Annotated in this window: 12 protein-coding genes; 11 read left to right on the forward strand and 1 reads right to left on the reverse strand. The window is 57.6% G+C overall.

Features of this window, described 5'->3' with window-relative positions; translation table 11 throughout:
• The first annotated feature begins 393 nt into the window (after window positions 1-393).
• The 3 genes from FDQ92_RS13950 to FDQ92_RS13960 all read left to right on the forward strand — a co-directional run bounded on the left by FDQ92_RS13950 (window position 394) and on the right by FDQ92_RS13960 (window position 4,412).
• On the forward strand, window positions 394-1,533 hold the full coding sequence (locus FDQ92_RS13950; protein WP_211341291.1) for a hypothetical protein: 1,140 nt from the start codon (window positions 394-396) through the stop codon (window positions 1,531-1,533).
• Window positions 1,534-1,609: 76 nt separating this feature from the next.
• Complete coding sequence (locus FDQ92_RS13955; RefSeq protein ID WP_211341292.1) at window positions 1,610-3,115, forward strand: alkaline phosphatase; 1,506 nt, start codon at window positions 1,610-1,612, stop codon at window positions 3,113-3,115.
• Window positions 3,116-3,209: 94 nt separating this feature from the next.
• Window positions 3,210-4,412 carry a YibE/F family protein gene (locus FDQ92_RS13960; RefSeq protein ID WP_137425457.1) on the forward strand — a complete coding sequence of 401 codons (1,203 nt, stop codon included), beginning with the start codon at window positions 3,210-3,212 and terminating at the stop codon, window positions 4,410-4,412.
• A gap of 46 nt (window positions 4,413-4,458) precedes the next feature.
• Here the strand turns inward: FDQ92_RS13960 and FDQ92_RS13965 are convergent, their stop codons facing one another.
• A complete protein-coding gene (locus tag FDQ92_RS13965) occupies window positions 4,459-4,671 on the reverse strand; it encodes a hypothetical protein (protein WP_137425458.1) in 213 nt (70 codons plus the stop codon).
• A 577-nt stretch (window positions 4,672-5,248) separates the two neighbouring features.
• Between FDQ92_RS13965 and prxU the strand changes: the two genes are divergently transcribed.
• From prxU to aroE, 8 genes are all read left to right on the forward strand, one after another.
• Window positions 5,249-5,950, forward strand: coding sequence for a thioredoxin-dependent peroxiredoxin (gene prxU / locus FDQ92_RS13970; RefSeq protein WP_137425459.1), 702 nt, complete (start codon window positions 5,249-5,251; stop codon window positions 5,948-5,950).
• 492 nt (window positions 5,951-6,442) lie between these two features.
• Window positions 6,443-7,015: a YeeE/YedE thiosulfate transporter family protein gene (locus FDQ92_RS13975; RefSeq protein WP_281276874.1), complete on the forward strand. Its 573-nt coding sequence runs from the start codon at window positions 6,443-6,445 to the stop codon at window positions 7,013-7,015.
• Window positions 7,012-7,542, forward strand: coding sequence for a DUF6691 family protein (locus FDQ92_RS13980; RefSeq protein ID WP_137425461.1), 531 nt, complete (start codon window positions 7,012-7,014; stop codon window positions 7,540-7,542). The genes FDQ92_RS13975 and FDQ92_RS13980 overlap by 4 nt, the downstream gene beginning before the upstream one ends.
• Window positions 7,543-7,813: 271 nt before the next feature.
• Window positions 7,814-9,196, forward strand: a complete 1,383-nt coding sequence (locus tag FDQ92_RS13985) for an MBL fold metallo-hydrolase (RefSeq protein WP_137425462.1) — start codon at window positions 7,814-7,816, stop codon at window positions 9,194-9,196.
• A gap of 631 nt (window positions 9,197-9,827) precedes the next feature.
• Window positions 9,828-10,208: a 3-dehydroquinate synthase II domain-containing protein gene (locus FDQ92_RS13990; RefSeq protein ID WP_137425463.1), complete on the forward strand. Its 381-nt coding sequence runs from the start codon at window positions 9,828-9,830 to the stop codon at window positions 10,206-10,208.
• A 2-nt stretch (window positions 10,209-10,210) separates the two neighbouring features.
• Complete coding sequence (gene pheA / locus FDQ92_RS13995; RefSeq protein WP_170180383.1) at window positions 10,211-11,335, forward strand: prephenate dehydratase; 1,125 nt, start codon at window positions 10,211-10,213, stop codon at window positions 11,333-11,335.
• Window positions 11,322-12,032 carry a type I 3-dehydroquinate dehydratase gene (locus tag FDQ92_RS14000; protein ID WP_137425465.1) on the forward strand — a complete coding sequence of 237 codons (711 nt, stop codon included), beginning with the start codon at window positions 11,322-11,324 and terminating at the stop codon, window positions 12,030-12,032. Before pheA ends, FDQ92_RS14000 begins: the two co-directional genes overlap by 14 nt.
• Before the next feature lie 260 nt (window positions 12,033-12,292).
• Entirely contained in the window at window positions 12,293-13,135 is an 843-nt protein-coding gene (aroE, locus tag FDQ92_RS14005; protein ID WP_137425466.1) for a shikimate dehydrogenase, read from the forward strand.
• The last annotated feature ends 30 nt before the right edge of the window (window positions 13,136-13,165 follow it).

Raw genomic sequence — 13,165 nt, forward strand, 5'->3', positions numbered from 1 at the left:
GACTGCAGCTCATCTTTCTTGACATTACGGGTCCGTGAGGATGGGAAGTTCGGCCTCATGCCCCTTCCGGCCGGCGGATGGTGGGAGAAACGGGGACCCCGAGAGTTTGAAAGATCTTGCCGCATGATCCCCGGGCATTCCGTAAAGATGGCAAAGCGCTTGTCGCCCTGCTTAAGGGCAAGGCGTGTCACCTTCTTTTAAACTTCGTGAAACAGTTGCGTAACGGTGAACAATATAATCGGTCATCCATACTAAAAAATACGGCCTCTCTTCCGTCGTTACGGCCGGCGGCAGGTTTGCGATGCTTTCGGCAAGGGCGCCTGAGCCCAAGGGCTCGGCAAGAGCGGCGGAGGCTCAGTCCAACCACGTTTTCTTTACGGCGAAGGAGTTGTAGTGAACGGCGGCGTCTTCATGGAACGACGGAAGTTCCTTCAACTGAGCCTCATGGCGGGAGGCGTGGCGGCTCTGCAAGCGGCACTGCCCAAGGTCTCAGCCGCGCAACTCAGGACGGTGGTCCTGGAAGAGTGCTTGGATTTGAGTCCCCTGGACATGGCCGAACGATCGGAAATAGTCATGCAATCCTGGAACTTCCTTCGCCGGGCGGCCTCGGAAATCCGGAACGCCTCCCTTCAAGAGGCTGTTTTCGGAATTCTGGACAATCCGGCTCCCACCTTTACCGAACCGCTGAGTTCAGAAAAGGACCGCAAAGAGGTGTACCACCGGCTGCAGGTGGAAGGGGCGGTGGATGAGATTTCCTTCGACCAGTTTCTTCCTCCTGTGGAAGATCCCCGCAAATCTCCGTGGCCCTTCCTTGCGGGGCCGGGGAGCGGCTACCAGAGCCATCATGCCTATCCGGGCGGGCTCGTCACCCACACAGCGGTCAACACCATGGTATCTCTCAGCCTCTACGAACACTACAAGACGGTTTTCGACTTTAATCTCGACCGCGATGTGGTGATCGCTTCCCAGTTACTCCACGATCTGCACAAACCGTGGGTTCTTCAATGGCAGGAAGACGGCGGATCCCGCACGGAACGGAAACTGGCCGGCACCGGCGAACACCACGTGTACAGCGTTGCAGAAAGCCTGCACCGCGGCCTTTCTGCCGAGGTGTGCGTGGCCCAGGCTTGTGCGCACAATCATCCGGGTTTTCCAAAGGATGAGGAAGGAGCGGTGTGCTGGCTCAAGGCCGCTGCGATCCTTACCGGGAAGGACCCCGTGAAGGCGGGCCTGCTGGATTCGAACGGCAAGACGCTGCCGGTGCCGCGGCGGATGGAAAATTTCGTCTGTCACCTGGGGGACCATGACTGGGTCCTGACCGTACCGGCCGCCAAGTGGGTGATCGAAGAAATGGAGCGAATCGCCGTAAAGGACTACGGCATGTCGGAGGCGGATCTGAAGGGGCGTCGGTTCAATCAACTCAGAAACTATGTCTTTTCCCAGGCGTCCATCATGGCCCTTTACCACGTGCTGAGTACGCGAGGTTCCGACGCGCTTTCGCACACGGTGCGATCGATCGTGATTCCCGCTTGAGAAAGTCGATGGGGTGCTTTCATTTCGGCAAAGAGCAGGGAACACATTGGGTAGGAAGGAAGGAAGGAGGAGCACGATGCGGACTGAGATGGTGCGAGCAAAAAAGGTGGCAAAGGCGCTGGTTTTGTTCGGACTCGTGGCCCTTTCGGCCCTGCAGCCGCAAGGCGGGCTCTGGGCAGCCGACGACTATCCCCGTACGGCCAAATATATTTTCTTATTCATCGGGGACGGCATGGGCATTCCCCAGCGGGCCGCCGCATCGGCGTACACCGGAAAGCCCCTCACCGTGGATACCTTTCCCGCCCAGGGGGTGACCACTACCGCTGCGGCCGACCGCTTCATCACAGATTCCGCGGCGGCGGGTACCGCCATGGCATCGGGAACCAAGAGCAGGATCGGTTACTTGGGTGTGGATCCCAACCTGAGGCCGGTCAAGACCCTGGCTGAGATGGCCAAAGAGCAGGGAAAGAAGGTGGGCATCGTTTCCAGCGTGAGTATCGATCATGCCACGCCGGCGGCTTTCTATGCCCACGTTCCGTCCCGGAGCATGTACCATGAAATCGGCATGGCCTTGGTGAAAAGCGATTTCGACTTCTTCGGCGGCGGCGGGTTCAAGGATCCCGATGGCAAGAAGTCCAAGGCGCCGCAGGGTAACGTGCTGGAGGCGGCCCGTTCGGCCGGCTATACCCTGGTGGACAACAAGCGGGACTTCATGGCCCTGAAGAACTCCCCCGGCCTCAAGGTGATCGCCATCAACCCGTGGCTTCAGGACAGTGCCGCCATGCCCTACGAGATCGACCGAAGGTCCGAAGACATCTCCCTGGCCGAATTTACCGAAAAGGCCGTGGAGCTTCTCGACAACCCGCAGGGGTTCTTCCTCATGGTCGAAGGCGGAAAGATCGACTGGGCATGCCATGCGAACGATGGCGTGGCCGCCATCAGAGACACCTTGGCGTTGGACGAAGCCGTGCGGGTGGCCTTTCACTTCTATGAAAAACATCCCCAGGAAACGCTTATAGTGGTGACGGGGGATCATGAATGCGGAGGGCTCACCCTGGGATTTGCCGGAACCAAGTACGAGACGGAATTCAACATGCTGAAGCACCAGAAGGTGTCGTTTCAGAAATTCAGCGACGAGGTGTTGAAGCAGTTCCGGCAGGAATGCGGTGCCGACTGTGATTTCGAAAAGATCAAGCCCGTTATCACCGCCAATTTCGGATTGAAGTTCACCGGGGATCCCCAATCGGATCCGCTCGTGCTAAAGCCCTACCAGGAGGCCATGCTTCGAGAGGCTTTTGAACGGTCCATGGCGGCGGAACGGATCAAGGCCGATGATCCCGAAACCTACCTCCTGTATGGGGACTACGACCCGCTCACCGTGACCCTCACCCATGTACTCAACAACAACGCCGGGCTCGGCTGGACTTCGTTCCAGCACACGGGCGCGCCCGTCACCACGTCGGCCGTTGGGGTGGGAGCAGAGCTTTTTAACGGCTACTATGACAACACGGATCTGGCCAAAAAGACCATGTCCGTTATGGGCCTGACGCCCCAGGTGGTCTACATGGCCGAAGCGGCCTGATCCTTTCCTGTTTTTGTCTGAGAGAAATGCAGTGCAAAGCGGCGGAGACGGCCGGGACCGTCTCCGCGCGTGCTTTTCGGGGAAAGGAGGTCTCATGGCGGGCGTTAGGAGACGTCGCCTGGCAGGGGTTTGCGCCATCGTCTGCCTTACGGCGGCATGTTTTCTCTTTCCGTCGTCCTATGGCGATCGCGTGGACGACCAGGCGGTTCGGTGCGCCGGGCGGGTTGTTGCCGTGGACGATTCTCAGGTTCAGCAAGTCGGACTGATCCGGAAGGGCTCCCAACTTCTCATGCTCCAGATAGAAGACGGCCCCTTCGAGGGCAGGCAGGTCCAGGCCGTGAACCAGTTGCTGGGGCGAATGGACATCGACAAGGTCTTCCGGCCGGGAGACCGAGCTCTCTTGGTCTTGTCTCTGAATCCCAAAGGGGAAATCGTCTTTGTCGCCGCCCAGGACCATTGGCGCATCGGATGGGAAATCGGCTTACTGGGGCTCTTTTGCCTGTTGCTCTTGGTCTTCGCCGGCTGGACGGGGGCCAAGGCCATCGGATCCTTTCTCTTTTCCGCTGTCTTCATCTGGAGAGTCATGATCCCCGCCTTCCTGGAAGGTTGGGACCCCGTCCCTGTAGCCCTGGCCGGCACGTCGCTCCTCACCGGAGTGATCGTCTTCATGGTGGCGGGATTCACTTGGCGCGGTCTGACCGCCTTCCTGGGGGCCATGCTGGGGGTGATTACCAGCTGCGTTCTCGCCATGGTCTTCGTGCCGCTTTTCCACACCAACGGGGCGGTACTGCCCTTTTCCGAAACCATGCTGTACGCAGGATATGCCCATTTGAGTCTTCCGCGGCTTTTCGTGGCGGCCATTTTCGTGGCGGCATCCGGGGCCCTCATGGACCTGGCCATGGATGTGGCCGCGGCCATGGAGGAAGTGGCACGCGCCCGGCCGGATTATACCTTTTCCCGGCTCCTTTCTTCCGGGCTTAAGGTGGGCCGCGCCGTTGTGGGTACAATGACCACGACGCTGCTGCTGGCCTACTCCGGAGGCTACATGACACTCCTGATGACCTTCATGGCTCAGGGAGTGCCGGTGGTCAATCTCATGAACCATGTGTATGTGGCTTCGGAAATCCTGAAGACCCTGGTGGGAAGCTTCGGCCTGGTGACCGTTGCGCCCTTCACAGCCGTTGCGGGCGCGTTCATCTATGGGCGCGTGTGGAGTGTGACGGCATTCGGCCAACCGCCGCTGGGGGCAAGGGAAATCGCTGGACCCGAGACGGCTTCCAGTCTCCCATTGGATTGATGGACGCGTCGAGAAGGAGCGAGACGCTCACCAGTTTCCGTATGTTTCACGGCCGGTGGTACCGTCCCGGATTTACCCTAATCCGCTCGATATTGATACCGATAGATAGGAACCGCGACCGTTGTGCCCGCCGGATCCGCCATGGCTTGACGCCGGTTCGTTCTGCCAAGGCGGCCAGGAATAAGTCCAGCGCCTGCTCGAAGGTGTATCCGCGATGGTCCGTCGCAAAGACCAGAAGCTCCCGCACCCAGCGAATCAAATGTGGCTGGCGCTTTGCCGGTGCCGGCTATCGTTTGCGCAGAAACTCGGCATACCTGCCAGGTCATTGGCAACCTTATGCTGGTCAGGTGATTTCTGCTTGGATTTTTTCCTTGACTAGGGAGTGAGCGTTTACTATAGTAATGATTATTAATTATATGAATTGACAGGGAACCGTTCCGGATAATCGGAAATGGGTGCGGACCTTTTAGGACGACATCCAGGGTGACCCTCTGAGGTAGACCCAGATGGCCTTGAAGCAGCGAGCGCATCAGCTCCGTTTTCCCTCGTTCCCAAGCTCCAGCTTGGGAACGCCCTGCCCGGGAAGCTCCAGCTTCCCTCCTGCTACAGCTGAAACGCGGTATCTTTCTGGGGAGCTCGCCAGGATCTTGAAGTGGCTTTCCCCTCGTTCCCAAGCTCTGGCTTGGAAACGGCCTAACCGAACCTGGACCTTCTGCACAGTTGTATTCCCAAGCCGGAGCTTGGGAACAAGAAGCAAAAGATCTGCACCCATTGGAATTTGAGTGGAATACCAAGCTAGCCCGCCATAAAAAGACGTATTCCAGGAGGAGATCAAGATGGCAGAAATGAAAGATGGTTGTGTTAAGCCGGCACGTGGGCCGATTATGCCCACCATTGAGCCCTCGGCCATAGCCAGGGAAACTCTATCATTAAAGGAGGTTAAGATGTTAGCAAGAGTCGGTCAGGAAGCTATTGACTTTGAAGCAAACGCTTACATCGAGGGTGTAGGTTTGCAGCCTGTCAAATTCAGCGATTACAAAGGTAAATGGATAGCCCTTTGCTTCTATCCGGGGGATTTTACTTTTGTTTGACCGACCGAATTGGCGGCGGTCGCCGCCCGCTATGACGAGCTTAAGGCACTTGGGGTAGAAGTGCTGGCCATGAGCACCGACAGCCGCTTCGTGCATAAGGTTTGGCAGGAGCAAGAGTTGTCCAGAATGGTCGAGGGTGGTGTACCGTTCCCATTGCTCGAAGATGCTGGTGGGAAGATAGGCACAATTTATGGGGTGTATGATGAAGCGGCTGGGGTAGACATTCGCGGTCGGTTCATCATTGACCCGGACTTTGTGATACGAGCGATGGAAGTGCTGACCCCTGAGGTGGGTCGGAGTCCTGAGGAGTTGATCAGGCAAATCAAAGCGTTCCAACACGTGCATGCCACAGGAGAGGTAACGCCGTCAGGCTGGCAACCGGGTCAAACCACGCTCAAGCCTGGTCCGGAGCTGGTAGGGAGAGTATGGGAGGTCTGGAAGCCCTAAAGTGTGGCAAAGGCGGGCTAAGCAGAGGCTGGAGCCGACAGCGCCTTCGGTGCTTCGGCTCAGCCGCAAACCGTTGGATCTCCATGTTTCCGGAGCCTCTGTGAATGCTTGAAAAAACGATGGGTGCAGATCTTTTGCTTCTTGTTCCCAAGCTGGAGCTTGGGAACGAGGGGAAACGGAGTTGATGCGCTTGCTGCTTCAAGGCCATCTGGATCTACCTCAGAGGGTCCACCCTGGGTGTCGTTCTAAAAGATCCGCACCCAAAAACGATCCTTGGAGGACTTCGTTGTCGCAAAGCCGACGACCCTCTTTTCTCGGCCGCTCTTGACTTAAAGCGATCCACTCCGGGAATTGCCGGCTCTGCACCTTCTGCCATCCGGTTAAGGTAGAGATTGGGGGACGCTGCGCGCCACGGAACGAGCGTCAGTAAGTCATCGCGCCGGGGCGCGCAAGCTCGCCCGACGTTCGACTTCAGACGCCGCTGCGTTCGACCTGAAATGGAGTAGAAAGGAGCACACGACGATGAAGTGGAAAACAGAAGACGGCGGATGGAGTCCCTACCTAGCGGGAGCATTGGTGGGACTACTGGCCATTGCTTCAGTCTATGCGACAACTCGGTGGATGCACAAAACAAGCTACCTTGGTGCATCAACGACTTTTGTGCGGGCCGCAGGACTACTTGAACGGACAATCGCCCCGGATCGCGTTGCTGCCAACGAGTACTACACCAAGGAGAAGGTAAAGGTGGATTGGCAGTTCATGCTTGTTTTGGGAATTTTCGCCGGAGCTGTGATTGGTTCGACAACAGATAAGAGCTTTAAGATGGAGAGTGTTCCGCCCATATGGCGAGAACGGTTTGGTGCGTCCATATGGATGCGAGCTATAGCGGCCTTTGTCGGAGGCATTGTTGCGATGCTCGGTGCCCGCATGGCGGACGGTTGTCCCAGCGGACACGGCCTCAGCGGCATGATGCAGCTATCGGCAAGTTCGTTTGTCGTCATGGGCTTGTTCTTTGGGGTAGGGGTGATCTTTGCCGCCCTGATCTATAGGAGGAAAGCGCAATGAGCATCGATCAGACACTCGGATTGGTTACAGGAGTGATCTTCGGATTCCTCTTGCAGAAAGGGCGCGTTCTCCGATTCGAAAAGCAGGTGGGCGCCATGCTGCTGAAGGACATGACAATGCCCAAGTTCATGCTGTCTGCCATATTGGTCGGCATGGTTGGCATACAGCTTCTTGCAACGACTGAAGTCATAAATCTCAGCCATAAGCCTATGAACCTTGGTGGCGTCTTGCTGGGAGGCATCCTTTTTGGTTGTGGCTGGGCGGTGATGGGTTTATGTCCTGGCACCTCTGTGGGGGCGTTTGGTGAAGGGCGCTGGCATGCCGTGTTTGCCATTGCTGGAATGATTGCGGGTGCAGCTCTCTATTCGGAGCTTTACCCACTCTTAAAATCGACGGTTCTGGCATGGAAGGACTTCGGCAAGATAGGACTGGCCGACGTGCTTGGCGTTTCCCCATGGCTCATAGTTCCTATATTCTGGGCTGGAATTGTCTGGCTTTTCGTTTGGTTTGAGCGGAAGAAGCTCTGAGGGCGAATGAAGCCATCGAACAAGGCCATGCACTTGGACGGGAATTCGGCTGCGCTCCATTGCCGCCGGTTATGGCCGGCGCCTGTGTAGGCAAAGTCGCTTGATCGTGGCTACAAACACCCCAACCCTCTCCCATCAAGGGAGAGCGGTATTTTTTGACCTTCGTCAACCTTTTTGCTTAAGGTCTCCACTTTAGAACGCTGGCAATGTTTTAATGCGTGTCTGTGGCAGGACCTTTTCGATAAAATTAAACGGAGAAAGGAGTTGAAGGATGTATTTTAAACAGATTACCGTGCCTGGATTGGGTTGCAATTCCTATGTTATCGGCTGTCCAGGAGCAAAAGAAGCGGTTGTTGTGGACCCGAAACGCGATGTGCAGGATTACATGGACATATCCAGGGATGAAGGTATGAAAATAACCCATATCATTGAAACCCATGTGCACGCCGATCATGTAAGCGGCAACCAGGAATTAAAATCCCGCACTGGAGCGGCCATTTACTACGGTGAAGGCACGCCCGTGACCTTTGATCATAAAGAACTGAAAGAAGGTGATATCATTGAATTCGGCATGGTCAAACTAGAAATTTTGAGTACCCCAGGCCATACGCCGAACTCCATATCGATTCTGGTAACGGACAAGGCCCGCGCTAACATACCCGAGCTGATTCTTACAGGAGACCTTCTTTTCGTCGGTTCTATCGGCCGGCCGGATCTGGCTGGAGCGGAAGTCTTAGAGGAACAGGTGAAAAATCTGTATCATTCTCTTTATGAGAAAGTGCTTCGCTTGCCGGATTATTTGGAGGTTTTCCCTGCCCATGGTCAGGGTTCCCTATGCGGCAAAGGATTAAGTGCCAAGGCCAGCAGCACTTTAGGCTATGAACGTCAGACACAGCCCCTGCTTCAATTACCGGGGTTTGGTGCGTTTCACGATCAGATTGCGAGTGTTTTTCCTGTCAGGCCAAAAAGTTTTACGCACATTATCAGTACCAATACCTATGGCGCTCCGCTTCTGGAGCGCTGTCCGGTGGAGCAAACGCTGAATCCCGACCAATTTGAACAGATCCGCCAACAAGGTGCAACTATTATCGATACCCGGGACACGGCTTGTTTTGGTGGATTTCATATCCCCGGCGCAATAAATATCGGATTTGAAAACCAGATGGCCAACTGGATCGGCATGGTTGTTGATCCTCTGGACAAGCTACTGCTGGTGGTGGATCACCGGGATAGGTATGAAGAAATGACGACGCAACTGCACAGAATCGGTTATGATAATATATATGGTTATCTTTCGGGCGGCATAGCCGCCTGGATTTCCAGCGGCATGCCCATTGACAGCTTATCGCCGATCTCCGCCCAAATACTTAAACAGAAATTGGACAAGAAGGATTTCGGCCAAATCGTGGATGTTCGGACCCCCGAAGAAAGGGCGCAAGGCCATATACCGGATTCATGGCACATACCCATGACCGATATTCTGGAAAAAAGTCCGGACATTCCGAAAGATGAAGAAGTAATTGTGGTTTGCAGCACCGGATATAGGTCTAATATCGTCGCAAGCCATCTCAAACAGGATGGATTCAGCCACGTGCACAGTCTGGCTGGAGGCCTCATTGCCTGGCAGAATGCAGGCTATGGTCTTGTAGACTGAATCGTGGTCGATCTTAAAGTTGCCAGTTTAAGGGAGCTAGATGCATGATATTTATTGGGTGAAGATCTTTTCCTTCTTGTTCCCAAGCCGGAGCTTGGGAACGAGGGGAAACGGAGCTGATGCGCTTGCTGCTTCAAGGCCATCTGGATCTACCTCAGAGGGTCACCCTGGATGTCGTTCTATAAGATCCGCACCCAATGGATTTTTGCAATCTTATGGATTTTTAAGTTGCAACTTTGTCCACTTTTACTCTGCAACAAAGAATATCGTTCAAAAAGATCTGCAGCCATGGAACTTCAGGTTAATCGCGCTTTTTGGGTTGCATGGGGGTCTTCGGATGCGGTTGGGTGACGAAAGGTGTGCTTGACAAGGGCTGCCTTTTTTTTCTATGTTGCATTAACAGGTCTTGCGGGTCAAAAGGATAGAGGGGAAGCCGTGGGCGGTGCAAGTCGATTTTTTATGTATTTTTTTTATCGGCCGAAGAGCCGACGGCTGACCCGCCTTTAGTCCACGCCAAAATGGGGATGGTGTCAAGGCCGCGGGTTCAGCCCGCGGCCTTTTTTGCTTGTGCGCCGGGCTGAGGAGGCGGTGGACGGCGCCTGGAGCCCGGCGGGAGACTTCGAGGACCGCCATGAAGGAAGCGTGGGTGCAGTTGGAAGAATGGTCCAAGGATCTTGCGACGACGCCGCTGGAAAGCGGGGCCGCGGCCTTGGTATTTACTCCGGGCTACGCTCAGAGCGCCAGGGGGTCTTGGGCGGCTCAGAGTGATTGCCGAGGACGGAGATCCGACGCCGGGAAAGGACGTCTTCTTCCTGGAGCACAAGACGGCGAGGGACGAGCGGAAGAGGGGACTCTTTTCCTTCAAAACGCGGAGACCGTGTGTCTTGTGACCTCGGAAGGGGAAGCGCGTTCCGTGGCGGCTCTGGAGCCGGCTGACGCGGTGTTGGTATCCATGGAGGCCGGGGCCCGCCGTTTCGGGAGGTCCGTTGAAGAAACCATTTGGGAGAAATGACCGTGACCGAAGAAATCCAAGCGTTGCGAGAAGGGATCGACGGACTGGACCGGGAACTGCTCGAGTTGCTGAACCGGCGCATGGATTATGCCCGGAGGATCGGGGAAATCAAGGCGCGCCACGGGATCGATCCGTTTGATCCCGCGCGGGAAGAGGCCATCTGCCGGTGCCTCACCGCGCGGAACCGCGGGCCGCTTTCCGACGAATCGGTTCGGGCCATCTACCGGGAAATCCTCGCCGCATCGCGAATCCTGCAGCAGCCCCTCGGCGTCGCCTTCCTCGGCCCCGAATGGACCTATTCCCACCTGGCGGCGATTTCGCTTTTCGGACATAACGCCCGCTACGTACCGCACCGCACGCTCATCGACGTCTTCGATGCCCTCAACAAAAACCTGGCCCACATCGCCCTGGTCCCCGTGGAAAATTCGCTGGAAGGAGGCATCGCTCAGACCATGGACCTCCTCTACGAGCGGCCGGTGGTGATCGTTCGGGAATGTTACCTGGAAATCGCCCACTGCCTGGCGGGACGAGGCGGCGAAGTGGCCGCGGTCAAACGCATCTACGGTCATCCTCACGCCCTGGCCCAATGCCGCCGCTGGGTCTTTGAAAACCTGCGCCATGCCGAATTACACGAGAGCGCTTCCACGGCCCAGGCCGCCCAGCATGCCGCCAAGGACCCGGAGGGTGCCGCCATCTGCAGCCTGCAGGCCGCCTGCCATCACGGCCTGAAGATCCTCGCGGAGCGGGTCGAAGACCATTCGGGGAACACCACGCGCTTTTTTGCTTTGGGTCATCGAAAGAACGCCCCCACGGGACACGACAAGACGAGCATTCTCTTCGCCGTTCCGGACAAACCGGGGGCCCTCTACACGGCTCTGGAACCCTTCGCCAGGTGGCAGCTCAACATGACCCGGATCGAGTCTCGACCCAACCGGTTGATGCCTTGGCAGTATCTTTTCTTTTCCGACTTCGAAGGCCACCGGGACGATCCCCAGATAGAGGACTCGCTTCAGGCGCTTTCCGAGCGGACCTCATTTCTGAAAATTCTGGGTTCCTACCCGAGAAGCGATCCAATGAAACCCATCCGGTTCGATTTCGAGAAGGTACGCTTCGGTGGTGAAAACTGACAGTCTTCCCGGCCCTCTCTGCGGCTGCCTGTGGGACGCGGCGCCGGAGACGCTCGCCCCCCTTCTTGCGGGAGTCCCTGTGGATCTGGTGGAATGGCGTATGGATCTGTCCTCCTCCCAACCGTTGCGCGAGGCGCTGCTCGGAGCGTTGAAAGAGATCGAAAGCACACGGCGGCGGCCCCTTCTCGTGACCAACCGGCCGGTGCGCCAGGGCGGGCGCTTCGAGGGAAGCGAGGCTCGAAGGATCGATCTTCTGCGGTGCGCCGTTTCGGCGGGTGCTGAATGGGTGGACCTGGAAGAGGATGTGCCGCCCTCGGTCGTCCGCGAATTCCGGAGCCTGGGTGCGGGGGTGGTGATTTCCCACCACGACTTCGGCGGCACGCCCCCCGATTCGGAAATCCGCGGGATACTGGAACGGATGGCCGCGAAGGAACCCGATGTGCTCAAGTTTGCCTCGCTCGCACGTTCCGCCGCGGACCCGCTCCGCCTGCTGGCGTGGATCGCCGGATCCGAAGCTCGCCAGGATCTTCCGCTAATCGCCTTCTGCATGGGAACGCTCGGCCGGTGGTCACGGCTGGTGAGCATCATCCTGGGCAGTCCCTGGACCTACGTTCAGCTTCCGGGACACGGCGAAGCGGCGCCGGGGCAGTTCGAAGCGGAAGAGGCGAGGCGGCTTCTGGGAGCGCTGGGTGGATAATTCCCGCTCCAGATCCAGAGATCGCCGCACGATTTTTTTTCGTGGAACCCCAGGAGTGTGTCCGAGAATTAGTATACATAACATTTCCACCTTGTTCCCAAGCTCCAGCTTGGGAACACAGCTGTGCAGAAGCTCCAGCTTCGATTCCCATGAGGCTGTTCCTAAGCCAGAGCTTGGGAACGAGGGGAATTGCGTTGCCCCGAAGGGTTGATTCTGTGTTCTCGGACACGCTCCTAGACGAAGGTTTTCGGGAGGCAGCCATGGACGCGGTTCGACCCGTTCATGAACAGCTCTATGCAGTAATCGGCCATCCGGTGGGTCACAGCCTGAGCCCGGCCATGATGCGGGCGGCCTTCGCCCACCTCGGATACCCGGCGGTTTACTTGGCGCTGGATGTGGCGTCGGCTTCGGAAGGCCTGGATCTTCTTTACCGGGTGGGCTTCCAGGGACTCAGCGTGACGATTCCGCACAAGGAAGCCGCTCTGGGTCGTTGCGTGAGCGTGGACGAAGGGGCGCGGGCCGTCGGGGCGGTGAACACCGTGCGCCGGACCGCCTCCGGCTGGGAGGGCCGGAACACGGACTGGCTGGGTGCCGTCCGGGCGCTCCAACGGAAGGGCCCCTTCAAGGGACGAACGGCGCTGGTGATCGGGGCGGGTGGTGCCGCGCGGGGCGTAGTGTACGGACTCATGCAGGGTGGAGCCGCCGTCGCGGTGACCAACCGGAGCCCGGAACGCGGACAGGCCCTGGCCCGCGGTTTTCATTGCGATTTCGCCGCCTTCGAAGACCTCGGAACGCGGTCTTTCGACCTTGTGGTTCAAACGACTTCCGTAGGCATGACGGGCCAGCCCGATGCTCTGCCTCTTCCGCCGGGCTTTTTCCGGGCCGGGATGACGGTCATGGACATCGTGTATCGGCCCCTGTGGACCCGTTTTCTCAAAGAAGCCCGCGATGCGGGTTGCGAGACGGTGACGGGCCTCGACATGCTCCTTTACCAGGGCATGGCGCAGCTCGAATGGTGGACCGGTCTCAAAGCCCCGGAGGAGGTCATGCGCCGGGCCTTGGAGGCCGCGCTGGAGCCGGGCGAGGACCCGGCGGGCCGGTGAAGGGGGGCTTGGGTCCGCGAGGCTTCGTCC

The sequence above is a fragment of the Desulfoglaeba alkanexedens ALDC genome (assembly GCF_005377625.1).
In the GTDB taxonomy this organism is placed as follows: Bacteria; Desulfobacterota; Syntrophobacteria; order Syntrophobacterales; family DSM-9756; genus Desulfoglaeba; species Desulfoglaeba alkanexedens.

Excerpts from the sequence above, each read along its gene's own strand:
- FDQ92_RS13955 (WP_211341292.1), top strand. The coding sequence starts at position 1,610 with ATGCGGACTGAGATGGTGCGAGCAAAAAAGGTGGCAAAGGCGCTGGTT.
- FDQ92_RS13960 (WP_137425457.1), top strand. The coding sequence starts at position 3,210 with ATGGCGGGCGTTAGGAGACGTCGCCTGGCAGGGGTTTGCGCCATCGTC.
- FDQ92_RS13980 (WP_137425461.1), top strand. The coding sequence starts at position 7,012 with ATGAGCATCGATCAGACACTCGGATTGGTTACAGGAGTGATCTTCGGA.
- FDQ92_RS13985 (WP_137425462.1), top strand. The coding sequence starts at position 7,814 with ATGTATTTTAAACAGATTACCGTGCCTGGATTGGGTTGCAATTCCTAT.
- FDQ92_RS13990 (WP_137425463.1), top strand. The coding sequence starts at position 9,828 with ATGAAGGAAGCGTGGGTGCAGTTGGAAGAATGGTCCAAGGATCTTGCG.
- aroE (WP_137425466.1), top strand. The coding sequence starts at position 12,293 with ATGGACGCGGTTCGACCCGTTCATGAACAGCTCTATGCAGTAATCGGC.